26 protein-coding genes and 2 pseudogenes are annotated in these 25641 nt (G+C 62.3%); 21 read left to right on the forward strand and 7 right to left on the reverse strand.

From position 1 onward, the window contains the following. Positions 1–6: 6 nt before the first annotated feature. The 15 genes from FPZ52_RS16895 to FPZ52_RS16965 all read left to right on the forward strand — a co-directional run bounded on the left by FPZ52_RS16895 (position 7) and on the right by FPZ52_RS16965 (position 14157). Positions 7–1461, forward strand: a complete 1455-nt coding sequence (locus FPZ52_RS16895; RefSeq protein WP_240804532.1) for an ABC transporter substrate-binding protein — start codon at positions 7–9, stop codon at positions 1459–1461. A 75-nt stretch (positions 1462–1536) separates the two neighbouring features. After that, positions 1537–2286 (forward strand): SDR family NAD(P)-dependent oxidoreductase, encoded by a 750-nt coding sequence (locus tag FPZ52_RS16900; RefSeq protein WP_146366791.1) that lies wholly within the window; start codon positions 1537–1539, stop codon positions 2284–2286. Positions 2287–2296: 10 nt separating this feature from the next. Then, a complete protein-coding gene (locus tag FPZ52_RS16905; protein WP_240804533.1) occupies positions 2297–3181 on the forward strand; it encodes an NAD(P)-dependent oxidoreductase in 885 nt (294 codons plus the stop codon). Then, entirely contained in the window at positions 3181–4080 is a 900-nt protein-coding gene (locus FPZ52_RS16910) for a branched-chain amino acid ABC transporter permease (RefSeq protein ID WP_146366793.1), read from the forward strand. Before FPZ52_RS16905 ends, FPZ52_RS16910 begins: the two co-directional genes overlap by 1 nt. Beyond that, complete coding sequence (locus tag FPZ52_RS16915; protein WP_240804534.1) at positions 4073–5059, forward strand: branched-chain amino acid ABC transporter permease; 987 nt, start codon at positions 4073–4075, stop codon at positions 5057–5059. The genes FPZ52_RS16910 and FPZ52_RS16915 overlap by 8 nt, the downstream gene beginning before the upstream one ends. Beyond that, positions 5059–5838, forward strand: coding sequence for an ABC transporter ATP-binding protein (locus FPZ52_RS16920; RefSeq protein ID WP_146366794.1), 780 nt, complete (start codon positions 5059–5061; stop codon positions 5836–5838). Before FPZ52_RS16915 ends, FPZ52_RS16920 begins: the two co-directional genes overlap by 1 nt. Next, positions 5831–6562 carry an ABC transporter ATP-binding protein gene (locus FPZ52_RS16925; RefSeq protein ID WP_146366795.1) on the forward strand — a complete coding sequence of 244 codons (732 nt, stop codon included), beginning with the start codon at positions 5831–5833 and terminating at the stop codon, positions 6560–6562. The genes FPZ52_RS16920 and FPZ52_RS16925 overlap by 8 nt, the downstream gene beginning before the upstream one ends. 9 nt (positions 6563–6571) lie before the next feature. Next, positions 6572–7372: an N-acyl homoserine lactonase family protein gene (locus tag FPZ52_RS16930; RefSeq protein ID WP_146366796.1), complete on the forward strand. Its 801-nt coding sequence runs from the start codon at positions 6572–6574 to the stop codon at positions 7370–7372. 48 nt (positions 7373–7420) lie between these two features. Then, positions 7421–8068 carry a GntR family transcriptional regulator gene (locus FPZ52_RS16935; RefSeq protein WP_146366797.1) on the forward strand — a complete coding sequence of 216 codons (648 nt, stop codon included), beginning with the start codon at positions 7421–7423 and terminating at the stop codon, positions 8066–8068. A gap of 54 nt (positions 8069–8122) precedes the next feature. Next, positions 8123–8701 carry a cysteine hydrolase family protein gene (locus FPZ52_RS16940; RefSeq protein WP_146366798.1) on the forward strand — a complete coding sequence of 193 codons (579 nt, stop codon included), beginning with the start codon at positions 8123–8125 and terminating at the stop codon, positions 8699–8701. Between the two features lie 201 nt (positions 8702–8902). Further along, positions 8903–10126: an FAS1-like dehydratase domain-containing protein gene (locus tag FPZ52_RS16945; protein ID WP_240804535.1), complete on the forward strand. Its 1224-nt coding sequence runs from the start codon at positions 8903–8905 to the stop codon at positions 10124–10126. Positions 10127–10141: 15 nt separating this feature from the next. Next, positions 10142–11293 (forward strand): CoA transferase, encoded by a 1152-nt coding sequence (locus FPZ52_RS16950; protein WP_146366799.1) that lies wholly within the window; start codon positions 10142–10144, stop codon positions 11291–11293. Continuing rightward, entirely contained in the window at positions 11290–12483 is a 1194-nt protein-coding gene (locus tag FPZ52_RS16955) for a CaiB/BaiF CoA transferase family protein (RefSeq protein WP_146366800.1), read from the forward strand. The genes FPZ52_RS16950 and FPZ52_RS16955 overlap by 4 nt, the downstream gene beginning before the upstream one ends. Positions 12484–12493: 10 nt before the next feature. Then, entirely contained in the window at positions 12494–13345 is an 852-nt protein-coding gene (locus FPZ52_RS16960) for an HTD2 family dehydratase (protein WP_146366801.1), read from the forward strand. Continuing rightward, positions 13342–14157: an HpcH/HpaI aldolase/citrate lyase family protein gene (locus tag FPZ52_RS16965; RefSeq protein WP_146366802.1), complete on the forward strand. Its 816-nt coding sequence runs from the start codon at positions 13342–13344 to the stop codon at positions 14155–14157. Before FPZ52_RS16960 ends, FPZ52_RS16965 begins: the two co-directional genes overlap by 4 nt. A gap of 82 nt (positions 14158–14239) precedes the next feature. Here the strand turns inward: FPZ52_RS16965 and FPZ52_RS16970 are convergent, their stop codons facing one another. From FPZ52_RS16970 to FPZ52_RS16985, 4 genes and pseudogenes are all read right to left on the reverse strand, one after another. Further along, positions 14240–14812, reverse strand: coding sequence for an IS110 family transposase (locus FPZ52_RS16970; protein WP_240804536.1), 573 nt, complete (start codon positions 14810–14812; stop codon positions 14240–14242). 339 nt (positions 14813–15151) lie between these two features. Then, a pseudogene (locus FPZ52_RS16975) lies at positions 15152–15475 on the reverse strand (transposase); the annotation flags it as partial. Positions 15476–15548: 73 nt separating this feature from the next. Beyond that, positions 15549–16307, reverse strand: coding sequence for a Stf0 family sulfotransferase (locus FPZ52_RS16980; RefSeq protein ID WP_146366803.1), 759 nt, complete (start codon positions 16305–16307; stop codon positions 15549–15551). Positions 16308–16645: 338 nt separating this feature from the next. Next, positions 16646–17464: an SDR family oxidoreductase gene (locus FPZ52_RS16985; RefSeq protein ID WP_146366804.1), complete on the reverse strand. Its 819-nt coding sequence runs from the start codon at positions 17462–17464 to the stop codon at positions 16646–16648. A 100-nt stretch (positions 17465–17564) separates the two neighbouring features. Here FPZ52_RS16985 and FPZ52_RS19335 point away from each other — a divergent pair, with 100 nt between their 5' ends. From FPZ52_RS19335 to FPZ52_RS19340, 3 genes and pseudogenes are all read left to right on the forward strand, one after another. Then, positions 17565–17858, forward strand: a complete 294-nt coding sequence (locus FPZ52_RS19335) for a LysR family transcriptional regulator (RefSeq protein ID WP_240804537.1) — start codon at positions 17565–17567, stop codon at positions 17856–17858. Further along, a complete protein-coding gene (locus FPZ52_RS16990) occupies positions 17855–18472 on the forward strand; it encodes a LysR substrate-binding domain-containing protein (protein WP_240804538.1) in 618 nt (205 codons plus the stop codon). Before FPZ52_RS19335 ends, FPZ52_RS16990 begins: the two co-directional genes overlap by 4 nt. A 112-nt stretch (positions 18473–18584) precedes the next feature. Next, positions 18585–18887 (forward strand): annotated as a pseudogene (locus tag FPZ52_RS19340) (EamA family transporter); the annotation flags it as partial. Between the two features lie 295 nt (positions 18888–19182). On the opposite strand, the gene FPZ52_RS17000 reads toward FPZ52_RS19340, so the two are convergent. Continuing rightward, a complete protein-coding gene (locus FPZ52_RS17000) occupies positions 19183–19719 on the reverse strand; it encodes a TetR/AcrR family transcriptional regulator (protein ID WP_146366805.1) in 537 nt (178 codons plus the stop codon). 83 nt (positions 19720–19802) lie between these two features. On the opposite strand from FPZ52_RS17000, the gene FPZ52_RS17005 reads away from it, so the two are divergent. Continuing rightward, positions 19803–21323 (forward strand): MFS transporter, encoded by a 1521-nt coding sequence (locus FPZ52_RS17005; RefSeq protein WP_146366806.1) that lies wholly within the window; start codon positions 19803–19805, stop codon positions 21321–21323. A 382-nt stretch (positions 21324–21705) separates the two neighbouring features. Here the strand turns inward: FPZ52_RS17005 and FPZ52_RS17010 are convergent, their stop codons facing one another. Both FPZ52_RS17010 and FPZ52_RS19345 read right to left on the reverse strand, forming a co-directional pair. Beyond that, positions 21706–22323 carry an FMN-dependent NADH-azoreductase gene (locus FPZ52_RS17010; RefSeq protein WP_146366807.1) on the reverse strand — a complete coding sequence of 206 codons (618 nt, stop codon included), beginning with the start codon at positions 22321–22323 and terminating at the stop codon, positions 21706–21708. 21 nt (positions 22324–22344) lie between these two features. Further along, positions 22345–22803 (reverse strand): DODA-type extradiol aromatic ring-opening family dioxygenase, encoded by a 459-nt coding sequence (locus FPZ52_RS19345; protein WP_240804539.1) that lies wholly within the window; start codon positions 22801–22803, stop codon positions 22345–22347. A 427-nt stretch (positions 22804–23230) separates the two neighbouring features. On the opposite strand from FPZ52_RS19345, the gene FPZ52_RS17020 reads away from it, so the two are divergent. Both FPZ52_RS17020 and FPZ52_RS17025 read left to right on the forward strand, forming a co-directional pair. Continuing rightward, positions 23231–24127 carry a LysR family transcriptional regulator gene (locus FPZ52_RS17020; RefSeq protein WP_146366808.1) on the forward strand — a complete coding sequence of 299 codons (897 nt, stop codon included), beginning with the start codon at positions 23231–23233 and terminating at the stop codon, positions 24125–24127. Positions 24128–24358: 231 nt separating this feature from the next. Further along, entirely contained in the window at positions 24359–25399 is a 1041-nt protein-coding gene (locus FPZ52_RS17025; protein ID WP_146364680.1) for an IS110 family RNA-guided transposase, read from the forward strand. Positions 25400–25641: the final 242 nt, after the last annotated feature.

Here is a 25641-nt window from a genome sequence, read left to right on the forward strand (position 1 = left end):
TTCTCCTTGTCGAACGGCGCCAGACTGCGCCATTTTGGGGAAATTACTTTTTTACTTGCCATCCAGATAATGCATAATGCATTGTGTGAGCGTCAAGACCATTCTTGGCTTCGGGCAGGCAGGGCCACGGAGGATCAGCCATGCCTGCAGCGCAAGGTTATTTTGTCTGCGCCTGGGGGATGTTCTGGTCGGGTCACGTCCGGCTACAGCCAACAGGGAAATCAAGCACTCACGTCTCAGGGAGGGGACACGATGCTCAAGAAAATCTGGAAAAGTGCGGCGTTTACTGTAGCCACGACCGCGTCGCTATCTGCTGGGTCGGCACTCGCCGAATCCGGCGTCGACGTGGAGAACAAGGTTGTCACGATCGGGGCCTTTACCCCTGTGACGGGCCCGGTGCCGTTCTACGCGGTTCTGACTCACGCGGCTGAAGCCTATTTCAAGATGGTCAACGAATCCGGCGACGCCGAAGGATGGACATTCAACTATGTGACCAAGGATGACGGGTATGATCCGGCACGCAGCGTCGCAGTGTCCCGCAGCCTCGTCGAAGACGACGGAATCTTTGCCTTGTCCGCGTCGATCGGCACCGCGACCAATGTGGCGGTAATCCCCTATGCAAAGGAAGCAGGCATCCCAGTAATAGGTCCGGTCGGCGGATCGAGCACGTTCTTCGAAGTCCCGGCGGTCTTTCCGTTGCTGCCTGACTATGGGTGGTCAGCCGCGTCTGCAGCTGAATATGCGGCCAACGGGCTGGGACACGAGAAGATCGCCCTGCTGTGGGAAAACGACGAGCTGGGCAAATCCGCAAAGCGCGGCTTCGACCTCGTGATGAGCGATCTCGGCCTCGAACCCGCGGAATCCATCCCGTTCGACGTCAAGACGACCAGCTTCAGTGCGCATATTCGGCGCATTCGGAACTCCGGCGCCGAAACGGTGCTGCTCTACGGCTCGAACGCCAACCTGGCGGCGGCCCTCAAGGCAGCTGATCTGCAAGGGGTCAATGTTGCCTGGTTCGCGCCGTTCTTTACCGCAGACCCGTCGACGCTGAAACTAGCCGGCGACCTGCTTGAAGGTGTCTACTTCTCGTCCTGGCTGCTGCCGGTCTCAAGTGATGAACCGGAGGTGAAAGCTTACCGTGATGCTGTCGCCGAGTATTTTCCGAATGACCCTGTTGGTGTCCTGGGCCTGAACGGCTGGAGCAACGCTGCATTGTTCCACAAGGGTTTTCAGCTGCTTCTAGACAGCGGCGACGAGATCACTCGAGATAATCTCGTCAAGGCGATGAACACGATGACCGACGCGGCTGTCGGAGGCGCACGCGGTGTGACCTTCAGCGTCGAGGATCACCGCGGGACCCGTCAGGAAGGCATCATCCAGTACAAGGACGGCGACTTTGTCCTCGTTCGAGATTTTCAGCCCTATCCCGACGTCGCCTTCAATGCTGCCAAAGGCGAATAACGAAGGCGGTATCGCCCGCTGACATTCCCGTCAGCGGGCGACCGTTCTTGTCAATTTCAATAATCGGGGATCTCTATGACCACCATCCCAGTCAGCGCGCCAGCACGTCTTGATGGCAAGGTTGCGCTTGTCACCGGCGCAGCAGGGGGCATCGGCCACGCAACTACCCTCGCCCTCGCCGAAGCCGGTGCGACGGTCATCGCTACCGACATTGCGGACCATGCCGAGTTCGAGTCCGACAAGGTCATCTATCGCCGTTACGATGTGACCTCGCAGGACGACACGCGGTCGGTTATCGCCGAAACGAAAGCCGAGCACGGGGCGATCGACGCGTTGATCCTCTGCGCCGGGACAATCTCGCACAAGCACCTGGTCGACTCGACGGATGACGAATGGGCGTCGATCCTGAACGTGAACCTCATGGGGGTCGTCAACCCGGTGCGGGAAGTATTCCCGGTCATGACCGAACAGGCCATGGGCAAGATTGTCGCCTTAGGCTCGATCGCTTCCAAGATCGGCGGCGTGGCCTCGGGGCCCTCCTATGTCGCGGCGAAATCCGCGGTACACGGGCTGATGAAATGGGTCGCGAAGAACGGCGCCGACAAGGGCATCTATGCCAGTGTCATCGCCCCCGGCCCCGTGGAAACCCCGATGTGGGAAACCGTAACGCAGCGGGCCGCGCCCTCACCCAACGGCAACGTGCCGCTGGGTCGTTTCGGCCAGCCCGAGGATATCGCCCAGGCGATCCTCTTTCTCGCGTCGCCTGCCTCGAACTGGATCACCGGCACCGTTCTCGACGTGAACGGCGGCATGTTGATGGACTGAGGGGATGAAAATGACCGACACAATCGGATTTATCGGACTGGGCGTCATGGGAGGCCCGATGTGCCGCAACATCGCGACCAAGCATGCCGGCCGGGTCCTCTGCTTCGACCTGTCCGACGCGGCCCGCGCGGCCCTGGCGGACACGAAGGTCGAGCAGATGGATACCGTTGAGGCGCTGGCGAAAGAGGCCGACATTATCTGCCTGTCGCTGCCGGGTGGCACCCAGGTGCTGAAAGTGGCCGAGAGCATTGCCGGCTCTGCCCGGCAGGGAACCGTGGTGGTGGACTTGTCCACCACCACGGTGGCCGACGCCCGCGCGGCCGGTCAGCGGCTGGTAGCGCACGAGATCGGCTTTGCCGACTGCCCTGTCGCCCGCACCCGCGAGGCCGCGCAGCAAGGCAAGCTGAGCATCATGGTCGGCGCCCCCCCCGAGATCTATGACCGCATCAGGACGGTGCTCGACTACATGGCGTCCGACGTCACCCATGGCGGCGATGTCGGCGCGGGGCAGGTGCTCAAGCTGGTCAACAACATGCTGGTGTTCGCCAACACCGTGGCGCTGGCCGAGATGATCGTGCTGGGCGAGCGGGCAGGGGTGAATGCCGACACGCTGCTGGAGGCCGTCTCGAAAGGATCGGGCGACAGTTTCGTGCTACGCAACCACGGCATGAAGGCCATGGCGCCGCGCGAGTTTCCCGCGCACTCCTTCCCGGCCGAATACGTGCTCAAGGACATTTCATATGTCTTTGACCTGGCCGACCAGACCGGCACCCCGCTGCCCGCGGCCAACCAGGCCCGCGCCTATTATGCGACCGCAGTCGAGAACGGGTTCGGAGACAAGTACTTCCCCTCGGTCATTCAGCTGGTCGAGTCAGATGCGATGGAGAAAATCTGATGAGCTTCTGGGATTCGCTTCTCTACGACCTGTTTCCACTGATCTGGTCAGGCATGATCACCGGCTGCCTCTACGCGCTCGGTGCGCTTGGGCTGGTCATGATCTTCAAGTGCTCGAAGGTCGTCAATTTCAGCCACGGCAACGTCGCCGGCCTGACCGCTTTCCTTGTGTATGGCCTGTCGTCCGGAATGCTGATGTCCCTGTCCTGGGGCGCGGCCGTTCTGGTCGCTTTGGTTGCAGCCGTCGCAATCGCCTTTCTGATCTATTCCATCATCTCTCCGCTGGTCTTCGAAAGCGACCTCACTTCGACCATTGCCACGCTTGGTTTCGGGCTGATCGCCCAAGGGGTCACACTGCTGATCTTCGGAGCGGATATCGTTGCGCTCGACCTGCCGATCCCGCGGTTCGCATTCTCGGTCCTCGGCCTGCTGATCACGGGCTACGACTTGACCGTTCTGGCGGTGGCGGTGGTGACCATCGGCGCATTGTTCATAATCATCGACTACACCAAGCTGGGCATCGCTTTCCGCGCAATCTCGGAGAATCCGTTTGCCGCTGAGGTCTGCGGCCTGAACCTTCGCTCGGTGCATTACTTTGCATGGATAACCGCGTCCATCCTGGGTGTGGTGGGGGCGCTGTTGATCGTTCCGACGACCTTCCTGTCGGTGACGACCGTGGCGACCTTCATGCTCCAGGCCTTCGCGGCGGCAGTGATCGGCGGCTTCGCCTCCTTGCCCGGCGCGCTGGTCGGCGGCGTCCTGATAGGTGTCCTGATGAACCTGTTCACCTTCTACGTCTCGCCCGAGTACTCGTCGACATTCCTGCTGGCGGTCATCCTCGTGGCGTTGAACATCTTCCCCAATGGCATCTTGCAAAAGGTCGGAGGTTCCCGTGTCTGATCAAGCGACGCATATGACGTCAGACCAAACCGTCCTGTTGCGCCTTTCTGGCTTGGCCACCTCCGCACTGACGACAGCGGTCCTGGTGGCGGTTCTGATCTTCATGCCTTTCCTGCTTGGTGGGTCGTGGACCTTCACGCTCGGCCTGTGTTTTGCCAACTCGATCGGTGTTCTCGCCGTGTCGCTGCTGGTCCGCTACGGCGGAGAAGTCTCTATCGGGCACACTTTCTTTACAGCGCTCGGGGCCTATTCAGTCGGGGTCCTGGATACTCGCTACGGCATCTCGCTCTGGGCGTCGGTGCCGCTGGCGCTGCTGCTCGGCGTCACCTTCGGCATCCTCTTTGCCTGGCCCTCGCGAAACCTGCACGGCATCTACCTGGCGGTGACGACACTGGCGCTTGCGCTGGCCGTGCCCGAGATGATCAACAATTTCGACGCACTCACCGGCGGCTACGAAGGCCTCTATGTGGCGACCCCCTTCATTCCCGGCATCGACATGGGATTGCAGCGGTACTACGTGGCGCTCTTCATGCTGGTAATCGTCTGCCTGGCCGTGGTGCGCCTGCGCCTGTCGCGCCAGGGGATGGCGCTGCTGCTGGCCAAGACGCACCCGGCGGCGGCTGACGCCTTCGGCACACGGCGAGTTTGGGCGCGGATTTCCATCATGGGGATTTCGGGCGGGATCGGCGCGCTCTGCGGGGCGACGCTGGCCTTATCCGGCTCTACCGTTTCGCCCGGAGGCTTCACCTTCTGGCAGGCGATTTTCCTGCTCGTGGGCTCGGTGGTCAGCTTTTACGGCCTGTCCCTGCCTCGCGTCCTGATCGGTGGCGCCTTCGTCACCCTTGTGCCGCAGCTCTTGTCGGCATCCGGCGCCTGGATCCCTGTCTTCTACGGCTTGGCCCTGCTCGGGATGATCCTGCTTGGCCACTACATGCCACGCATCCGCAAGGCCATGGCCCGCAAATCGGAGGTAACTTGATGGACCAGATGACAAACGCCCTGCGTGGCAAAGGGATCGCGCTGTCCTTTGGCGGGATCAAGGTTCTCAAAGGACTCGACGTCGAATTTCGTGCGGGCGAGATCACCGGCTTGATCGGCCCGAACGGCGCGGGCAAGACCAGCCTCTTCAACTGCCTGACCGGAGCCTACTCGCCGCAGGAGGGGACGATTTCCTATGCCGGAGACCCGTTGAACGACCTGCCGCCCGCAGCGCGCGCGAACAAGGGTATCGTCCGCAGTTTCCAGCATGTGGCGCTCTGTCCGGACCTGACAGTACGCGAGAACGTGATGATGGGCATCGCACGCAACGGCAAGGCTGGCTGGCTGTCGGCTTTCCTGCCCCTGCCGGCCGGGCTCCGTGAACGCGAGGAGATGGCCCGTTCAGCAGACGATGCGCTTGCCGATCTCGGACTACCCGATGTCGGGGACAAGTTGCCGGCAGAGCTTCCGCCCGGTGTGCAACGCCTGGTCGAAATTGCCCGTGCCGTGGTCGGCAAGCCGTCCGTGCTGATGCTGGATGAACCGGCGGCCGGCCTCAATAACTCCGAAACCCGCGACCTGACGGCCGTACTGCGCAAACTCGCGTCGACGGACTTGGTCCTCGTCGTGGTCGAACATGACATGGATCTCGTGATGTCGATCTGTGACCGGATCTACGTGCTCAATTTCGGTGAGTTCGTCGCCATCGGGTCGCCCGATGAGGTCCGAAACAATCCGGATGTAGTCCGTATCTATCTGGGGAGCGACGACGATGAATAACCTGCTGAGCGTCGAAAACCTGTCCGTCGCCTATGGTGCTGGGGCGCCGGCGGTGAGCCGGGTGTCCTTTGCCGTCGGTGAAGGTTCGGTCGTCGCGCTGCTTGGCGCCAACGGCGCGGGAAAATCGTCGATCATGAAGGCCGTTTCCGGCCTGATGCCCTCGACCGGGGCGGTGCTGTTCAACGACGAAGACATCGGCTCGCTTCCCGCCCGCGCACGCGTCGCCAAGGGTATCGTCTACGTACCGGAAGGGCGCGAAATCGTCGGTGAGTTGACCGTTCGTGAGAACCTGGTCCTGGGTGGATACCAGAAGGCCGCGTCCGAGCGGAAACGGCGGATTGAGATGGTGCTCGACCTCTTTCCCGAGATTGCCGAAAAGGCCGACCGTCAGGCCTGGCGCCTGTCGGGGGGCGAACAGCAGATGCTGGCCATCGGTCGCGGGCTGGCCGCCGATCCGAAGCTCCTGCTCCTCGACGAACCCTCGCTTGGCCTCGCCCCCCTTCTGGTCCGCCGGGTCTTTGACCGGTTGGCAACCATCCGCGCGGAATCGGAGCTTGCCATCGTGTTGGTCGAGCAGAACCTGGCTGTAACGATGCGCCTGTGCGACGAGTTGCACTTCCTGCGCGGCGGCCGGATCGTCGGGCACCGCAGTGCCGAAGAGCTCAAGGACGAAACGGCGCGTCAAGAGGCGATCGACGCCTATCTCGGCGCTGCCGCGGCCTGAGGGAATGCCATGAAAACCTGGGAAATTTATGCCATCCGGCACGCGACAAACGTAACCCGCACCCGTGGCGTCAATTTTATCTCGGATCCCGATCCCACGGCCCCCCTGGTGCTCGACTTCTTCTGCTGGGTGCTCAAGTGCGGCCAGGAGGTGATCGTCGTCGATACCGGGATCGATCCCGAGAAGGGCGCCAGGAACGGGCATGAGCAAGTCATGTCTCCGCCCGACGGCTGGGCTGAGCTTGGGATCGACCCGGCGCAGGTCACGACCGTTCTGCTAACCCATGCCCATTACGATCACCTCGGTTACCTGGATGCGTTGCCGAACGCCCGGTTCTTTATGCAGGCCGAGGAGATGGTCTATGTCACGGGTCCCTGGATGGAGAAACCGACCTTCCGTCATGCCTACAAGTCGGACGAGATCGCACGGTTGGTGCATCTACTGCACGACGGGCGCCTGCACCTGCATGGCCGTGACTTCGAGGTGGCCGATGGACTCAGCGCCCATTGGGTCGGGGGCCACTGCGCCGGCCAGGAAATCCTGCGGATCCGGACAGGGCGTGGTTGGGTCGTTCTGGCCTCGGATGCACTGCATTATTACGAGGAGTTAGAACGCGGCATCCCTTTCACTGTCGCGTTCAATATTTCCGACATGCTGGCGGCTCATGACAGGATCCGGGAGTTGGCCGACAGCGACGATCACGTGCTTCCCGCCCATGATCCGAGGCTTCTGGACTACTATCCGTCGATTAGCCCGGATATGGCCGGGCGCATCCTCCGACTTGACCTAGCTCCGGAGACCGGGGCATGAAGGAATGCATTTTGCACTTATGCAGCACCATTCGGGGGTTAGTTGTTGATGGAAAACCAGGTCAAGCATCAGACCAAGGAAGAATACGTCGCGGATTTCCTTCGAGAGGGCATTATCTCGGGTCAGTTTCCACGTGGCTCCAAGCTCAAGCAGGCACAGATCGCCGAGATGATCGGAACCTCGATCACCCCTGTCAGAGAGGCGATCAAGCTGCTCGAGGCCGAGGGCTTCATCCTCGGCACGTCGCATCGCGGCGCGATCGTGGCGCCCTTCGACATCAACGCGACCGAAGAGATCACCGACCTCAGGATCACGCTGGAATGCAAGCTGGGGGTCAAGGCTCTCAGTCGCCTGACCTCGCAAGACATCGAGGAGTTGCGCTCGCTTCAGGATCAGATAGAGGCCGCCGCGGCGCGCAACGACAAGGAAGCGGTTCGGACGATCAACTATCGATTTCACGAATTGATCTACATCGCGGCCGAACTGCCGCAGACCCTGCGGTTCGTCCGGGCGCTCTGGGCGCGCTACCCGTTCGACCTCATCAATCGACTGGACAATCGCATCGACCGGGCCTCGCAAGAGCACCGCGATATGCTGAATGCTGTCATTTCCCGCGACGAAACCGCCTTCCTCCAGGCCTTGCGGTCCCACATCCGTTCGGCCTGGGACGAGTTCAAGGCCAGCTACACCGAATAGCCCCCCGCGTCCTTTCCGGCACGGGGTCGAATCCAAGCCTGAAAGGACTGCACAATGGCATCTGATTCTATCCTTCTTGTCATGGACATGTTGAACGACCTGGTTCATCCAGAGGGGATGGGCGGCATGAGCTATGTTCCACTCATGCAGGAACGCGGCGTTTATGACGCAACCGAACTTGCGATCAGCAAGGCCCGTGCGGCGGGCGTGATGGTCGGCTACGTCCGTGTCGGGTTTTCCCCGAATTACTCAGAATGCCCCCCGGGATCACCGGTATTCTCGAAAGCGCGCGACAACGGCGTGTTCAAGCTCGGGGAATGGGGGACCGAGGTACTAGATCGCTTCGCGCCCCAGCCCGGCGACCCGGATATTGTCAAGCACAGGGTCAGCCCCTTTTATGCGACCAAGCTTGAACCTCTGTTGCGCGCGCAGGGCATTCGGCGCCTGATCCTGTCGGGCGTGTCGACGAATGGAGTCATCTCGGCGGCGGTGCGGGAAGGTCATGATCGCGACTACGAGTGCGTGCTGCTTGAAGATTGCTGCGCCGGGGCGACCGCCGATGAACATGACCACGCCCTGTCCGGGTTGCGCCGCTTTGCGCAGGTCACCAGCGCAGCTGACGTGACCTTCTGACTGACTAGCCGTCAAGAATAATGCATCAAAGCGGCGAGCAATAGCCAGTCTGCGCAGATATACCCTGATCTCGTAAGAAAAACAGCCCTCGTTCTGGAGTATTCGTTGCTTGACCGCTTCCAAAATAATGCATTATATTAAAAACAGCCGCGCAAAGCGCGCGTTCACCACAGACACCAGATCGATAGGGAGACCCCGAAAGTGACCACCGCTGAGAAGACCAAGGAAGACGAAGCCAAGGGCATGGGCGGCGCGCCCGCCGAAGGCAAAATCACCGACGAGGCGATTGCCGCTGCTGAAAAGATGGTGGGGCTGCAACTGCGCCCCGAAGGCCCGTACCTTCAGGATGCGACCGCCGACACGCTGCGCAACTGGTGCAACGGCATCGGCGACCTCAACCCGCTCTACCGTGATCCGGGCTATGGCGCGGCATCGCGCTTCGGCACGCAGCTGGGCCATCCGATGTTCCCGATGGCGCTTGGCTGGATTGGCCGGACCCGCTGGGGCCTGCCGGGTGTGCATGGCTTCTACGCGGGCAACGACTGGGAAATCTTCCGCCACATCCGCCCCGGCGACCGGATCAACGCCATCGAGCGCGTGATCGGGATCGACGTGAAGGAAAGCAAGTTCTCGGGCCGGCTGGTGCTGCAATACGTCGAGGCGACCTACTTTAACCAGCACGGCGACATGCTGTCCCGCGCCCTGGGCACCTGCACCCGCCACGAGCGCAAGGCGGCGCGCGATGCGGGCAAGTACAAGGACATCACCACCTACGAATACACCCAGGAGGAGTTCGAGGAACTCGACGCCTGCATCATGGAAGAGCCGATGAAGATCCGCGGCTCCAAGGTGCGTTACTGGGAAGACGTCACCGAAGGCGAAAGCCTCGACACCATCGTGCGCGGCCCGCTGTCGCTGATGGACACCATGGGCTTCCTCGTCGGGTCGGGCCGCGGCCATACCCATGGCGTGGTATTCCAGAACGCAATGAAGCACCCCGGCCACTTCTTCCGCAACCCCGAGGCGGGCGGCGGCATCGAGTACACGGGCATCGGTCACCACCGCGAAAGCACGGCAAAAGAGGTCGGCGTTCCCGGTGTCTACGATTATGGCCCGCAGCGGTCGTCGTGGATGGCGTCGATGGTCACCAACTGGATGGGCGACGCTTCCTTCCTTAAACGCGTTCGCACCGAGATGCGCCGTTTTAACACCATGGGCGACAGCACTTGGTGCAAGGGCAAGGTGTCGAAGAAGTACATCAAGGATGGCCACGCCCTGGTGGATATCGAGATCTGGGGGGAGAACCAACGCGGTGAAGTCACCACACCTGGCATCGCCACCGTCGCCCTTCAGACGCGCGACCCCAACCTGCGGGTGTTCCTCGATTGCGGGAACCTCGAGCTGGACCTTCCGGTCGTTCGCTGAAGAAAGGGGGCGGCCATGATTGACAAGCCTCTAACCGGCCTTCGCGTCATAGAACGTGCCACTGGTGTGGCCGCGGCGCAGGCCGGGCGCCTGATGTGCCAGATGGGTGCCGAGGTCATCATGGCCGAACCTTCCGCTGGATGCCCGCTCAGGGAGGAGCCTCCGCTCCTTCCTAGGGGGCAAAGCGCGCTGTTCACATACCTGTCTCTCGGCAAGCGCAGCGTGGTCACCGATCCTGCGGGAGCCGACTTTCAGCAGAACATGCATAAGCTCCTGGCTGAGTCCGACGCCTTCATCGATGACACGCCGGTTTCGGATCGCGCCGCGCTGGGGCTTGATGAGGCAAGAATCGCCAAAGATCATCCGCATATCGTGCATCTTTCCGTCCTGCCGTTCGGCGCCTTCGGGCCCAAGGCAAATTGGAAAGGCGACGAGATCAATCTGATCCATGCCGGAGGGGAGGGGTTCCTGCTGCCGAACGGGCTGACCGCCGATCTCTTCCCTGATCGCGCACCCCTGAAGATCGCCGGACATTTCGCCGAGATGCAGGGTGGCACGACCGCCGCGATGGCGGCCATGGCTGCGCTGTGGACCGGCAAGGGCCAGTATGTCGACGCGTCGGTCCAGGACGCGAACGCTGCGGTCGGTGCTTTCGCCATCCAGCGCTTCGGCGACGGATCGGTGGAACACCGTCTCACCAGGTCGTTTAAGTTTGGCGGCGTCGTCGAATGTGCGGATGGCTACGTCGAGCTGCTGACGCTGGAAAAACGCCAGTGGCTGGGACTGATCGAGCTTCTCGGGGCCGAGGACTGGGCACAGGACCCCGAGCTTGCAGACGAGGTCGGGCGCAGCATGCGCGGCGCCGAGATCAACCAGCGCATCCGTGAATGGGCGCGCCACCGTAAGGTCGAAGACCTGGTCGCGCAGGCACAAACCCTCGGTGTGCCCATGGCGCGCTACAATGCGCCCGAGCAGGTTCTGACCGGCCTTCAGGAAACATCACGGGGCATCTTCGCGACTGTTCATACGCCCGATGGGCCGGTGCAAGTGCAATCGCTGCCGTTCCGTTTCGGGCCGGACGCGCTGCCTGTCAGCGAGACGCTTGCCGGCATCGGCGCGGACCAGTCGCTCCTGTCCTGCCAACCGAGTCGGAGGGCTACAGCATGAAACCTCTCGCAGGTCTTCGCATCGCTGATTTCACCGTCCATGCCGCCGGGCCTTTCTGCACCCACATGCTCAGCCAGATGGGGGCCGAGGTCATCAAGGTCGAAACCGCGCTGCGGCCTGACATCTTCCGCAAGCCGCACGCCGTCTATGGCCGCCAGGGGCCGGCGACCTTCGACCAGGTGTCGTCGAACAAGTTGTCGGTCAGGCTGAACCTGAAACACCCCGACGGGGTCGCTCTGGCAAAGAAGCTGGTCGGCGTTGCCGATGTCGCTGCTGAAAGCTTCCGCGCGGGCGTGATGACACGCCTCGGGCTGGGCTACGACGCCCTGCGTGACGTGAAGCGGGATATCGTCATGGTCTCCGTGTCATCGTCAGGCCAGACCGGCCCGGAAAGCCATTTCGCCGGCTACGCACCTCTCTTTGGGGCCTGGGGTGGGCTGGGCTACCTGTCGGGTCATGCCGACGGACCGCCGGTCGAGATGCGGCACGTCATGGACCACTCGGTCGGGATGCACGCGGCCCTTGCCACGCTGGCCGCACTCAATCGCCGTCGCCGCACCGGCGAAGGGTGCCACGTGGATGTCGCCGCCCGCGAGGTCGCCTCGTCCTTGGTGGGGGAATACCTGACCGCGGCTTCGGCGGGGATGTCCGTTGGTCGCATGGGCAATGACGACATGATCCGCGCGCCCCATGGGCTTTTCCCTACGGCCGATGCGGACCGCTGGCTGTCGATCTCCGTGTCCCGCGACGCCGAATGGAAGGTTCTGGCGCGGATCATCGGGCAACCGCAGCTGGCCGAAGACTGCCGCTTTGCCACGCAGGCCGAACGGCACGCAAACCGTCGCGAGCTGGATGCGCCGATCAGCGCCTGGACCGCCGGACAACGCGGCGAAACGGCGGCGATGCAGTTGCAAGCGGCGGGCGTTGCCGCCCACCTGTCCTGGGCCGCCTCTGACATCGTGTCGGATCCGCACATGCGGGCACGGGGCGCGATCCTCGACGTCGCCGAAACCGATGGCAAAATTCGCGCGGCGATCGGCCGGCCCGCGCGCTTCGCAGGGGATAGCGCGCCGGGCATAACGCGCGGCACGCCGACACTCGGCGGCGACGAGGACTACGTTTACGGAGAACTCCTCGGCCTCAGCCGGGCGCAGATCGGCGCCCTGGTCAAGGACGAGGCCATCTACTGAAGGGCTAAAGATGACATCCACACCTGACTACTCCGACGCGATTGGCCGTACCGAGCGGCTTATTCAGATGATCTCGGCCGATCGCGCCGTCGGCCTCGCCGCGACGCTGGATATGGATTGCGGCCCGGCGGACGGTGACCCGCTGCCGCCGGGGTGGCACTGGCTCTATTTCAACCCGTTCGCGCAGCGTCGGAATATCGGGGCTGACGGTCATCCCAAGCGCGGCGGTTTCCTTCCCGCCGTCACCTTGCCCCGCCGCATGTGGGCAGGCGGCCGCTTAGACTACCACGCGCCGCTCATGATCGGCCGGGAAGCCGAGAAGGTCAGCGAGATCATTTCAGTCAAGGCTAAGTCCGGTCGCGCGGGGCAGCTTGTCTTCGTGACGGTGAATCACAGGCTGTCGCAGGACGGAAGGCTCTGCATCGAGGAAGAACAGGACATAGTCTACCGCGAAGCTGCGGCGCCCGGCGCGCCGAAGCCTGATCCGGCCCCTGCGCCCGAAGGCGCCATCCGTTCCGAACAGATCACCCCCGATCCGGTGCTGCTCTTCCGCTTTTCCGCGCTGACGTCGAACGGCCATCGCATCCATTACGACCGGACCTATGCCCGCGAGGAAGAGGATTACCGTGATCTTGTCGTGCATGGCCCGCTGACGGCCACCCTGCTTCAGGGTTTTGTCACGCCAGCGGGTGCGGGGCGTCTGATCCGCTTCGAATTCCGCGGCATGGCGCCGCTCTTCGGTGACCGCCCGTTCTCGGTCGAAGCCGGGGAGGAGACCGAGGGCGCCGTTCCGCTCTGGGCCAAGGGGCCGGACGGCGAGCTTGCCATGCAGGCAAGTGCAGTGGTCGAGCCCGTATCATGACGACCCCGCGCAGCTATCTGTTCGTGCCCGGGCGCATGCCCGACAGGTTCGCGAAAGCCGCCGGATCGGGCGCTGACGCCATTATCCTCGACCTTGAGGACGCGGTCGGCCCAGACTCCAAATCCGAAGCCCGCGACCACGTCGCGCAATGGTTCGGCTCTGGCGGCACGGGGCTCGTGCGGATCAACGGTGCAGAGACGCCCTGGTTCGACGACGACCTGGCGGCGCTGTCATCCTGCGACGTATCTGCCGTCATGGTGCCGAAAGCGACGCCCGAAAGCCTGTCGGCAGTGGCCGAGAAATTGCCCGGGCGCGCGCTGGTCGCGCTGATCGAAACGGCCGAGGGCCTCGCAGCGCTGCGCCGGTCGGTCACCTGCCCAGGGGTGACCCGGCTTGCCTTCGGCAACCTGGATTTCGGCGCGGATACACGGATACCGGGCACCGGCCCCGTTCTTGATCCCGTCCGGTTCGAAATTGTCCTGGCATCGCGCCTTGGCGGCTTGGTGTCGCCGGTGGATGGCGTGACACCCGAGCTGAAGGACGCTGGCATTTTGGCCGACGAAGTGGCAAGGTCACGCATGCGCGGCTTCGGTGCAAAGCTCTGCATTCATCCCGCACAGGTTGCGTTCACGAACGATGGTTTCACCCCGTCCGAGGCCGAGGTCGACTGGGCAAGCCGCGTTCTGTCGGCCTTGTCGACCGCTTCGGGATCAGTCGTGCAGGTCGACGGCAAGATGGTTGACCGCCCGGTGATCGAACGTGCAAGACAGGTTCTGGCCGACGCCGGCCAGGCACCGCGCGGGTACAGGTAGGGCACTGTAAAGGTATCGCAGGTTGCCGTGTGATATGGGAGATGTCTGTATGCCTACCGCTCGCCTTTGCCACGCCCACCGTTTATTTCCCGATGCCGTCGGCGATCATGCGCAGGACAGGCTCCCGCTCACCCGCGCCGGCGAGCTGGTTGCGGAACCCCTGCCGCTGCCAACCCTTCCCAATACCAGTCAGACGTATCCCGAAGGTCTTTAGAATTCTCCGAATATGTCCTTCCAGATCTTTTCGGAGATCGATCAATTGCCCTCGTGCGCTGATCAGGGTGCGCAATTGATCCGCGTCTTCAGTACGAACATGGACCGGCGTGAGCCAGCCTGTGCGCGCCAGCTGCGCAAGACCTTCTGCGTCCGCGGCGTCGGATTTGTTGGGGCGGGCCGAGAGGCTCTTGTGAGCCCTGCGAGCATCTATGCAAAGGGCTGGCAATCCCAGCTGCGCCAGTCCGCGCTGAAGCCAGATCGACAGCTGGCCGCTTTCATGCACGATCAACTCAGGAGAGAGCGATCTTGTGCGGAACCAGCCCGCCACGCCCTCGGGATCGGCTGGTGACACGCCACGTGCTACGGTCGTCCCAGTGTCATCAACAACGCAGATCGAAATCTCTTTCAGCGAAACATCCAAACCGGCATAGTAATTCATGGTCGTTCTCCTCACGGCATTTTCTCGTGAGGCCAACATACCGGACCTCGTTCGCCATCGGAGAGCGACCGCCGCAATCACACCATGTATGCTGTTCGCGGATCGGAGGCCTCATCAAAATTTCGAGCTCGCGCTCGTTGGACGCCACAGGCTTCCCCGTTCCGGATCTGGTCGATCATTTGCCCATACTTATCGTCCTCCTCCTCACATCGCCGACACTCCGGCAGTCTTGGTCAACAGATCGCGCCAGCCGGATCTCGGTAGTCTTCATTTCTCACAAGCATGGGCGATGTTGCGCAAATCAGGCTCGAGGGTGAATGCGCCCTTTCCCCGCTGAGTTCAGGCGATGGCTTCGATCTCGGCCCTGCCAAGGGCCGAGAAGGTGTTCATGATTGCGATGCGGATGTGGATTTCGGCGGTTTGGCGGTCGGGGTCTCGTGACATGATCCGCTCCCCGAAGCGCTTGAGGCAGTTCATCCTGGCCTCGACCCTGCTTCGGACATGGTATCGTGCCCACTTCTTCCAAAGTGCCCGGCCCAGGTGTCGGGTTGCACGCAGGATCTCGTTTCGCGCGAAGGCCGCGTGGCAGTCTTCCTTCCAGGCGCGCCCGTTGCGCCGGATGGGTATGATCGCATCGGCACCTCGTTCACTGATCGCCCCATGAGCGGGACAAACCAGCCGTCTGGCGGAACGAACCGAGTGCCAGCTTTTGCGTTCGTTTGCGTATTGCATAAACTCAGCTCTCACTCTCAAATCGATCTCGCCACTCACGGCTCAATTCGTCAGCAAGCTTTGCTGTTGGCGCCTCGACAGACTGGGCTCGGCTTGGATCAAGGTTCAGCGCGGAGAGTACCTGCGCCAAAACCTGTTTAGGGTCTATCGACAGGGCGTCATAATTGATGCGCATTGGCTCCATCGCCTCCAGTTCGAACCATCGCTCCCAAGCTTCGTCGAGTGCTCCGAGCGCGATCATGTGGCGCTTGATAGCGGCGGCGTCATATCGCGGTTCCTGCGGAGGAGCGAGGCGCTCCAGCTCTGTGCCGTCAGAGTTGCGATGCCACAGGCCCGTCTGCTCGGCACGAACACGCGAGATAGCCTGATTCAGCCGGTCTGGACGGGAAAGATGGATATGTAACGTCGGGCCAAATGCTTTTCGAATTCGCTCGACGTCGCTCATGCGGCCCGGCAACAGCAGTTTTAGTTGCTGCATGAAGTGGTCGAAACTGCCACTCTGCATTCGCAAACCAAAAATATCTGTATCGCCTTTGCCCCGCGACAAGGCGGCCTTGAAGATGGCGCGAACAGCTTCTTCTTGCGAAGCATAATCGATGTGCTTCAGGCAGTAGTCATCCAGCCAATCGTCGAGCGACGACGAGTGAAAGTGCGAGTCCGGGTTTCCCGCGGCGTTTGTCGCGGCAAGCAATCCGCACAGTAGCGTGCTTCCACTGCGTGGGGCAGTGCAGATGATGTAAGATCGAAAAGGTTTGCTTGTCATAGCGCGATTCCTCTTAACGCTTTACCGCTCCATAGCAGCCCTTCGAGAGCGACGCAGCATTTGGTAAAACGGGCTCGGAGCAGACATGCGGCGCTGCGGTAAGCTCCGTGCTCCCCTGGTGGAGCACCGTGAAGCTTCCGGCCCGAAGCAGACCTGCGGCAGCGTGGCGTGCTGGACACGCAGGTGAGTGGTCTGCCCGGCAGAGACGGCCCTCTCCGGACTTTGATGGCAGAGGTCGACGCCACGGTGCGGCGTTGCCAGACCGGTGGTTCGTGCATCTTGCAGCATTTCATGGCTATACATGATCGCAGTGCGGACGAAGCGGCCGAGGCCTGTCATCATGCACGTGCGCTCGAAGCTTCGATTTCAGTCGCCAGCTGTCGGCATTTCGTACCAGCCCACTCATGGGCGTCTGCGCCGAACAGCAGCCGTCGGACGGGATCATCGGAAGACGCTTCGGCGACGATCCGCGCGGCAAGAACCTCAGGATCGTTCTCCTGCGCGCCGTTCGCTTGGGAAATGAAGGTCTGGAAAGCGGAAGCTGCCTCGGCATAGTCCTCGATTTTCAAGTCGCCCTGCCGCGCGGTAGATGGGTCCAGAAAATTCGTTCTCATCATCCCCGGCTCGATGATCAGGGATCGGATGCCGAGCGGCGCGATCTCTTCGGCAAGGCCTTCTATCCACCCTTCGAGCGCAAACTTGGAGGCCGAGTAGATCGAACCACCGGGGTTGGCGACCAAGCCATTCACTGACGATATGGTCACCACGAGACCCGAACGCTGACGGCGCATCGTCGGCAGCACCGCACGCGCCATGTTCATCGCCCCGAACAGATTGATCTCGAACTGCCGACGCACGTCGTCGTCCCGGATCATCTCGAACCATCCAAGCTGCGCGCGACCAGCATTGTTGACCAGCACGTCAATACGCCCGAAGGCCTTGATGGCGGCGTCATGGGCCTCTGAAACGGCGTCGGCCCCGGTCACGTCGAGCGGCAATACGATCAGACTGCCCTTCGGGGCCGATAGGCGTTCGGCAAGTCCGTCCACGGTTCGACTGGTTGCCACGACCTTGTCGCCTGCGCGCAATGCGTCCCTCGCGATGAAATACCCCAGCCCCTTACCGGCTCCGGTGATGAACCATACCTTGTCCGCCATTGTGTCAGCTCCTTTTGCTTTACTGCTCACATATTAGGTGATCTTCGCAGTCCGCGATTAGGTGCTTGAAAATTGTTAGTATCAGTAGCCATTCTAATGAATGGACCCGCGCAGATTCTCCGATCTCATCATTTTCGGCCGCGTGGCAGAGGCGCGAAGCTTCACCGCGGCGGCACGCAGCCTGGGGGTGACACAGTCGGCCGTCAGTCAGACGGTCAAGCGTCTCGAGGGTGAGCTGGGCATAAGGTTGCTGTCACGCTCCACGCGCAGCCTGACCCCGACGGCGGCGGGCGAGCAATTGCTCGCCACGCTTGTTCCGAACGTCACGGAGCTTGACGCGAAAGTCGCGGATCTCGAACGACTGCGCGAAGAACCAGGGGGCAACTCCGGGTGACTTGCGGCAAACATGCTGCGGACACGCTCGTCTGGCCTGCCTTTTCCCGGCTGATCACGGCTCATCCCGGGATCGACGGCGAACTGAGCGTGGAGGACAGATACGTCGATATCGTCGCTGAGCGGTTCGATATCGGGATACGGATGCGTGACAACCTGGAGATGGACATGATCTCCGTCCCGGTGGGACCGCCCTTGTGCGCTGTCGTCGTAGGAGCCCCCCGGTATCTCGACGCCTACGCGTCCCCGGGCACCCCGCGCGCGCTGTCTCGACATCGCTGCATCGGCTTCCGAAACGCAGGCGGCACCCTGTCGCCGTGGTCATTCGAAAAGGGTGGCCATACCGAGACGGTGAAGGTCACTTCCTCGATTGTCGTCAACGACGGTGACGCGCTCGTGGCGGCGGCTTGTGCGGGATTGGGGCTGGCCTACATGCTGGAAGACCTTGCCAGACCCTTTCTGAAGGACGGGCAACTTGTCGAGATCCTCGGAGACTGGTCGCCATCGTTCCCCGGCTATCACGCCTTCTATTCAAGTCGGCGCCATCCGCCTCGGGCCGTCACGCTTTTCCTCGATCTCTTGCGACAGGATAACCTGAGTATGACCGGCGCTTAGTTCAGCGTTTACTCCGGTCGCTGAGAACGGCTGTCTTTCGGGCGGCATCTCCGATGGGCATTGCCTTTAGCTTGATCGCAGGGCGGAGCATGTCGCCTTTTGTGATGGAGGATTGGCGCAGCTGGTCCTGCTGCGGTCCTTCTTCGCCGCGATTTTGCTTGCGACGTGGGTCCTGGCGACCAAGGACAGCTCTGCCCTTCGCCTGACCCGGCCCGGCTGGGTCTGGGCGCGCAGCCTCTGCCTCGCCGCGATGTGGTTGAACTACTACGCGGCGCTGCCGGCCATGTCCTTCACCCTCGCGGCGGCCTGCTACTATACCTCTCCCGTCTGGATGGCGCTGTTGGGCCGCTTCCTGTTGGGGATGACCATCGGTGGGCGGGGGTGGACCGCCGTCACACTCTCTCTCGCAGGGGTGCTCCTGGCTGTTTCTCCCTCGTCCGACAGCTTCACCTCCCTGCTGCTACTCCCGCTCGCAGCCGCCGGATTCTACCCGTTCCGGGGCGTGAACCATATCCGACCCTTCAAATTGTTCGCTTGCGTCTGCCGTAGCGGCGCTGACGAGGTGCAGGCGATAGTTCCGCGATCGCCAAAGCCGCCGTTCGCCCAGCCTGCAGCATCGGTCGAAGTGGCCCCACTACCGACCTCGGAGGCAATGCAGCATTCCCATGATATGGTGCATTGTCAGCGTCGGGTTGTCGTAGTGGGAGCGCTCAAATGGTCAGCCGTGCCAGGACCACTTCGACATCGTCGAGGAAATCCGTCCAGACACCGTCTTCGTCAATGCCGTTCATGCGCAGCAGGAACAGCCCCTCCACCGCCAGAAAGGCGACACGCGTCGCCTGCGCGTCGGGAGAGCTGCCACCAAGTAGGTCGAAAACCCCGCGATACCAGTCACGCGTCTCGCGTCGATTGGCCGGATCTTCCAGATGGCTGACCAGCAGCCCCGCCATCTTGGCATTCATCGCCTGCTGTGAGGCCTTTGCCGCCGCGATATAACGCCTGACAAAGGCCACGGGATCATCCCCTGCTTCCCCTTCCAGCATGGCATCGAACTGGCTGGTCCAGCGGTCGATCAGGCCGCGTACAAGATCGTCCTTGCTGGCAAAGGAATATTGCACACCGCCTTTTGAAATCCCTGCCGCCTGCGCCAGCGCACCGATGGTCAGCGCCGCCCCGCCGCCTGTACGCACGATCTCTTCGGCCACATCCAGCAAGCGGTTGCGCGTGATCGTCGGTTTTCTGCCCATGAGTCGTCTCGTCCAGTCGTTTCGGTATTGAATTCCATACGTATGTATTTATATCGGCCACTGCAACAGAATTCAGGTGAACCATGTCGGCCCATTCCCCCGATCCCAGACGCTGGCTGGTGCTGCTGGCGGTCATGCTGGCCTTCTTGCCCGTGGTGCTGGACATGACAATCCTGCATGTGGCGGTGCCGACGCTGACCCAGGCACTTGAGGCGTCGAATACACAGGTGCTGTGGATCATCGACATCTATCCGCTGTTGATGGCCGGGCTTCTGGTGCCGATGGGCACCCTGGCCGACCGGGTCGGCAACCGGCGCATCCTTTTGACCGGGCTGACGGTTTTCTGCCTCGCCTCGGCACTGGCAGCCTTTGCGCCGAATGCGCCCATGCTGATCACGGCACGGATGCTGCTGGCGCTTGGCGGGGCGATGATCATGCCATGCGTACTTGGCATTATCCGCCGCACCTTCGAGGATGAGGGCGAGCGCGGCCTTGCACTTGGGCTTTGGGGAACGGTGGGCGCCGCCGGTGCGGCGGTGGGACCGCTGATCGGCGGCGCGCTTCTGGGACATTTCTGGTGGGGTTCGGTCTTCCTGATCAATATTCCGGTGATGATGATCGTCCTGCCCGCCTGTTGGCTGCTGCTGCCCCGGCGGGAGGAGATCACACCCGGCCCTTGGGCCATCGGGCAGGCGGTGCTGCTGATCCTTGGCATGATCGCCACCGTCTATGCGATCAAGGCGGGGTTAGCCGCGAAACAGCCAATGGCGGTCGTCATGCTGGTCCTGGCCATCGGTGTGATTCTGCTGTCGCTCTTTGTTCGCACGCAACTGCGCAGCCCCGCACCGATGCTGGATCTGTCGCTCTTCTCACGTCCGGCCATCGTCGCGGGGATCATCATGGCCATCGTGGCAAGCGGATCTCTGGCGGGGGTCGAACTGACGCTGGCACAGGAGCTGCAATATGTACTGGGGAAGACGCCGTTTCAGGCCGGGCTTTTCCTGATCCCGATCATGGCGGCTGCGGCCCTTGGCGGTCCGGTCGCGGGCTGGCTGTCCGGCCGCTTCGGGCTGAGACCGGTGGCCTGCCTGTCGCTGGCCATCTCGGCGGGCGCGCTTGCGGGGCTTGCCGTCACGGACTTCCACGATCCCGGTCTCACCGTGCCGGTACTGCTGGCGGCCCTTGGCCTTGCGCTGAGCATCGGGCTCACCGCTTCTTCCATCGCGATCATGGGCGCTGCCGATGCTAGCGAAGCCGGAGCCGCAGGCTCGCTCGAGGCGACGGGCTATGAGCTGGGCAGCGGTCTGGGGATCACCCTTTTCGGCGTCTTTATGTCGGTGGTTTTCGGACGCCATCTCGTCCTGCCAAGCGGCGTTCCCGAGGGGCTGGCCGACCAGGCCTCACACTCGATCGGCGATGTCTATATCATCGCCCAGCAGCTTGGAGCCGACCAAGCGGCGGCGGCGATCGCTGCCGGCAAGGCCGCGTTTTCCGCGACCCATTCGGTGCTGCTGACAACCGCCGCCGTGCTGATGGGCCTGCTGACGGCCCTGGTGTACTTTCTGCTCGCTCAGGCGCGCGGAACCGCGGCCAGCCACCACTGAGCGCATCCCGGTGGCGGTCACGCGCCGCCGAGATGCCCGGTATAGACACTGCCCTTTGCCAGTAGCACATTTTTGGTACCGGCTTAGGCCTCACGATCTTTGCTACTGCGTCGGGTTTATTGCGGTACTTGCGAAGTCGGCCTCTTCCAACGTGAACAGTTTGGGCTCGAAGCGGACCTGTTGCGCCGCGGCGGAAAGAGCACAGGTGTCACCTCGGAGCCGGACGTTGCGGCCCTGACTTGCCTTTCGAACATACCGTTATGCCGCAGCGCAGCTTCCCGAAACCAGCCGTTTGCGAAGATACGAAGCACTGCCTGACGGGCTAGTGCAAGCGAACACTCGGCTTCCTTCAGAAGGCGCTGCGGCTGAACCAAGTGGCCGATCAGGCGTTAGCCAACTGCTTCATCTGCGGCGCATAGCTGTCGACGAAGGCCTCCATCGTAGTCTCGCCCATGTCGACGTTTTTCGCGGCCTCGCCGTGGATGAGGGAGACATCCGTGATGCCGATGACATTCAGGATCAGCCTTATGTATTGTGGCGCGATGTTACGGTCCGCAATGGGCGAGCCTGGACCGTAGGACCCGCCGGAGGCCACGATCAGCGTTGCTTTCTTGCCGGTCACAAGGCCGGATCCATCGAGGCCGAGCGTCAGTCCTTTGCGCACGATGTGATCCACCCAAGCCTTCAGGGCGGCAGGAATATTGTAGTTGTAAACCGGGGTCGAGATGACGATCTCGTCTGCGTCCAGTAATTCCTGCACCAGTTCGTCGGAAAGCGCGAGTTGCGCCTTCTGGTCATCGGTCAGAGCCTGCTGTGGCGTGAAGTAGGCCCCCAGCCAGTCTATCGTAACATGGGGCAGCGCGTCTTTCGCGAGATCGCGGGTGACGATCTCTCCATCTGCATGGGCGGCCTCCCATTCGGAGATGAACCTGGCCGACAGCTTGCGAGAGACAGAGGCCTCACCACGGGGGCTGGTTTCTATGAGGAGGAGTTTGGTCATGTTGCGTCCCTTTTTGAAAATTTAGGAGATATGTTGTTGGTCGTGGGCCTGGATGCCGAAGCGGAACCCGGAGATGGGTTTGCCGCAGGCCTGCCCGTGAAAGTCGATATGGCCGGGGTCCCCCGAGGCCGCGCCGGCCGCGACCATCAAGGGCAGCAAGCGGTCCTCCTCGGGCTGGGCATGTCGCGCGCCGGGGGCCGTGACCCAGCGGATCAGCGCGTCGTCCCGGGTTTCGGGCTGCACCATTTCGGTGCGCAGCCAATCATCGAAGGCATCGGCCGCAGGTTCTCCGCCACAAAAGCCGCCGCCGAGGTTGTGATAGGTTTGGCCGCTACCCACGATCAGCACGCCTTCGTCGCGCAGAGGCCGCAGAGCCTGCCCGATTTCAAGATGCTGCGCCGGGTCCCAGCCGTGACACATGGACTGTTGCACCGGAGGGATCCGCGGATCGGGCCAGATGACCTTGAACGGCACGAACACACCGTGATCCCAGCCGCGCGTATCGTTGCGGCCGTTGTCGATCCCGCATCGCTCAGCAGCTGCTGCACCCGCGCCGCGACATCCGGCGCGCCGGGCGCAGGCCATGTCAGCCGATAGGTGTATTCGGGAAAGCCGCCGTAGTCGTACAGCAGTGGCGGAGCTTCAGCGGTATTCACGGTCGGAACGGCCTCTTCCCAGTAGCCGGAGATAACGAGAATCGCCTTCGGAACCGTGGGTAGATGTCCGGCAACGGTGCTCAGGTAGGCTTCCAAGTCCCGGAAGCCCTCGCGCATCGGTCCACCCTCGAGGAAAAAGCAGGGGCCGCCGCCGTGGTTTATGAACAATGTCGGTTGCATGAGAAGAAAATAGGTTGAACCGAATGCCTGCGGGAGAGATATAATTGTGATGATCTTGATCTGATTTGGAGATGGATGTGCTCGGCGCGCTCACCCTCGACCAGCTGCGCGTGCTGGTGACAATCGCCGACACCGGCAGCTTCTCGGCCGCTGGTCGCAGCCTGATGCGCGCGCAGTCGGCCATCAGCCAGTCCGTCGCCAATCTCGAGGCGACCCAGGGCGTGATGCTCTTCGATCGTGCCGGTCACCGCCCCGTGCTGACCGAAGCCGGGCGTGTGCTGGTGGAGCAGGCCCGCCTCGTGCTGGCCGGCGCGGCCCGGTTCGAAGCGGTGGCTGCAGGCACACGGCAGGGACTGGAGCCGGAATTGACGCTGGCAATCGATCCGATGGTGCCCTCGGGGCCGCTGATCGAAAGCCTGCGGGTGCTGCACGAGACATGGCCGCAACTGCCGATCAGCTTCTCGACCGAAGGTCTTGGCGGCGCCTTGCGGCGCCTCCGCCGCAAGGAAGCGGCGTTGGCCATCGGCCTCCTGTTGCCAGATGTGCCCGAGGACGTGGTGGCCGTTCCGCTCAGCACGATCGAACTTGTGGCGGTGGCCGCTCTCTCGCATCCGTTGGCCCGATGCCACGCCCCTCTGACGCGCGCGGACCTCGAACCTCACGTCCAGCTCGTCCTCAGTTCAGGGGCCACCACCGATGGCCCCGACTACGGCGTCGCCAGCTTCGCGCGGTGGCGGTTTATCGACCTCGGTCGACGGTTGGACTTTCTCCGCGCAGGCTTCGGCTGGTGCCGGATGCCGAGACATCTCGTCGAGGCGGATCTGAAGGATGGCCGTCTCGTACAGCTGGACCTCGACGACGACGCCACCGGTCAGCAGGGAGCTCTTACGATCTACGCCACCCACCTGGTCGGGCATCCCCCCGGACCTGTGGGAAGACGGCTTCTGGCCGAGATGTCGGCCGAGTGAAGTGGGGTCATCTCGCGATGCTCGTGCATCTCGGAACGGATAGGCTTGGATCTCTTTCCACTTCCGGGCGTTTTTACATCGGAGCCAACGGCCCCCCAGTGTGGATCATCTCGGTTCACGTAAGATGGAGCCGCTGGAATGACATGGTGTGATCGCGGCGGTCGCTCTCCCCGGGTGAACGAGGTCTGATAGGATCAGCCTCACCAATTAAAAGCCGTGAGGAGAACGACCATGAGCAACTATGTTGGTCTCGACGTTTCGTTGAAAGAAGTCTCGGTCTGCGTTGTGGATGCGCAGGGATCGGTTGTGAAACGCGCGACCCTGCCGACGGACCCGGATGTCATCGCCGACCATCTTTCCCGGGAAGTTCCTGATGCGGAACGTGTCGTGCATGAAAGCGGGATACTCGCCACTTGGCTGACGCGTGAGCTTGAGAAGCGCGGTGTCCCGATCATCTGCATCGACGCTCGCATGGCGCACAAGGCTCTGTCTGCGCGCCTCAACAAGTCGGACAAGGCGGACGCGGAGGGTCTGGCGCAGCTGTCTCGGACCGGCTGGTTCACGAAAGTCCATGTTCGCAGCGAAGCCTCCGACCGAGTGCGGGCGCTGGTGGGGGCGCGAGAACGACTGATCCGCATGCGCAAGGATCTCGAAGCCCATATCCGCGGTGTCCTCAAAACCTTCGGCATCCGCATGGGAGCTGTTCCCAGTGCCCATCATCGCCAAGGATTCCGAGACCAGCTTGCCGAGGCTGGAGCCTGCGATCCGATGCTGGGGCTTGTGGCACAGACCATGATACCCATCCACAAGACACTTTGCGCCTCGGCGGAAGCCCTGGCCGATGAACTGATGCATGTTGCCAAGCAGAATACGTTGGCACGTCGCCTCATGACAGTGCCGGGCGTCGGCCCCCTCGTGGCGCTCAACTTCATCGCGACATTGGACGATGCGAGCAGGTTCCGTCGATCGAGCGATGTCGGCGCGTTTCTGGGATTGACGCCACGACGATACCAATCGGGCGAGATCGACAGATCAGGCCGTATCTCCAAATGCGGAGATGCCGAGATGCGACGTCTGCTTGTATCCGCTGCCGCGTCCTTGATGACACAGGTCAGACGGTTCTCACCTCTCAAGTCCTGGGCGATCCGGCTCAGCGCGCGCAAAGGCTTCAAGAAGGCCGCCGTCGCAACGGCACGCAAGATCGCCGTGATCCTCCATGCCATCTGGCGTGATGGAACCGAGTTCAACTGGAAAGGGGAGCCCGCAACCTGACAAACAGCATACCCGCCTGAGGACAGGGCGGGTTCGGCGTCCTCCGGGACGGTGGCAGATCGATCTCGCGTGAAGCGGTCGAGGTGACGCCAACCGCATCAACCTCGTGAATGACATTCCAGACGATCAGCCCCGGACGCCATCATGAAGCGGCACTGCCTGACTTCGGAGAGAACCAAGACCCCGGCGGACAACAGAACCATGCCCTTGACATCACCGCGATCAGAGAACCGCTCCAGCGT

Origin of the sequence: Qingshengfaniella alkalisoli (genome assembly GCF_007855645.1) — a bacterium.
GTDB lineage: Bacteria > Pseudomonadota > Alphaproteobacteria > Rhodobacterales > Rhodobacteraceae > Qingshengfaniella > Qingshengfaniella alkalisoli.

What these genes read in the sequence shown, in the direction of transcription:
- FPZ52_RS16900 (WP_146366791.1), top strand. Translation starts at nt 1,537, where the DNA reads ATGACCACCATCCCAGTCAGCGCGCCAGCACGTCTTGATGGCAAGGTT.
- FPZ52_RS16905 (WP_240804533.1), top strand. Translation starts at nt 2,297, where the DNA reads ATGACCGACACAATCGGATTTATCGGACTGGGCGTCATGGGAGGCCCG.
- FPZ52_RS16910 (WP_146366793.1), top strand. Translation starts at nt 3,181, where the DNA reads ATGAGCTTCTGGGATTCGCTTCTCTACGACCTGTTTCCACTGATCTGG.
- FPZ52_RS16920 (WP_146366794.1), top strand. Translation starts at nt 5,059, where the DNA reads ATGGACCAGATGACAAACGCCCTGCGTGGCAAAGGGATCGCGCTGTCC.
- FPZ52_RS16925 (WP_146366795.1), top strand. Translation starts at nt 5,831, where the DNA reads ATGAATAACCTGCTGAGCGTCGAAAACCTGTCCGTCGCCTATGGTGCT.
- FPZ52_RS16930 (WP_146366796.1), top strand. Translation starts at nt 6,572, where the DNA reads ATGAAAACCTGGGAAATTTATGCCATCCGGCACGCGACAAACGTAACC.
- FPZ52_RS16935 (WP_146366797.1), top strand. Translation starts at nt 7,421, where the DNA reads ATGGAAAACCAGGTCAAGCATCAGACCAAGGAAGAATACGTCGCGGAT.
- FPZ52_RS16940 (WP_146366798.1), top strand. Translation starts at nt 8,123, where the DNA reads ATGGCATCTGATTCTATCCTTCTTGTCATGGACATGTTGAACGACCTG.
- FPZ52_RS16950 (WP_146366799.1), top strand. Translation starts at nt 10,142, where the DNA reads ATGATTGACAAGCCTCTAACCGGCCTTCGCGTCATAGAACGTGCCACT.
- FPZ52_RS16955 (WP_146366800.1), top strand. Translation starts at nt 11,290, where the DNA reads ATGAAACCTCTCGCAGGTCTTCGCATCGCTGATTTCACCGTCCATGCC.
- FPZ52_RS16960 (WP_146366801.1), top strand. Translation starts at nt 12,494, where the DNA reads ATGACATCCACACCTGACTACTCCGACGCGATTGGCCGTACCGAGCGG.
- FPZ52_RS16965 (WP_146366802.1), top strand. Translation starts at nt 13,342, where the DNA reads ATGACGACCCCGCGCAGCTATCTGTTCGTGCCCGGGCGCATGCCCGAC.
- FPZ52_RS16970 (WP_240804536.1), bottom strand. Translation starts at nt 14,812, where the DNA reads ATGAATTACTATGCCGGTTTGGATGTTTCGCTGAAAGAGATTTCGATC.
- FPZ52_RS16980 (WP_146366803.1), bottom strand. Translation starts at nt 16,307, where the DNA reads ATGACAAGCAAACCTTTTCGATCTTACATCATCTGCACTGCCCCACGC.
- FPZ52_RS16985 (WP_146366804.1), bottom strand. Translation starts at nt 17,464, where the DNA reads ATGGCGGACAAGGTATGGTTCATCACCGGAGCCGGTAAGGGGCTGGGG.
- FPZ52_RS19335 (WP_240804537.1), top strand. Translation starts at nt 17,565, where the DNA reads ATGGACCCGCGCAGATTCTCCGATCTCATCATTTTCGGCCGCGTGGCA.
- FPZ52_RS17000 (WP_146366805.1), bottom strand. Translation starts at nt 19,719, where the DNA reads ATGGGCAGAAAACCGACGATCACGCGCAACCGCTTGCTGGATGTGGCC.
- FPZ52_RS17005 (WP_146366806.1), top strand. Translation starts at nt 19,803, where the DNA reads ATGTCGGCCCATTCCCCCGATCCCAGACGCTGGCTGGTGCTGCTGGCG.
- FPZ52_RS17010 (WP_146366807.1), bottom strand. Translation starts at nt 22,323, where the DNA reads ATGACCAAACTCCTCCTCATAGAAACCAGCCCCCGTGGTGAGGCCTCT.
- FPZ52_RS17020 (WP_146366808.1), top strand. Translation starts at nt 23,231, where the DNA reads ATGGATGTGCTCGGCGCGCTCACCCTCGACCAGCTGCGCGTGCTGGTG.
- FPZ52_RS17025 (WP_146364680.1), top strand. Translation starts at nt 24,359, where the DNA reads ATGAGCAACTATGTTGGTCTCGACGTTTCGTTGAAAGAAGTCTCGGTC.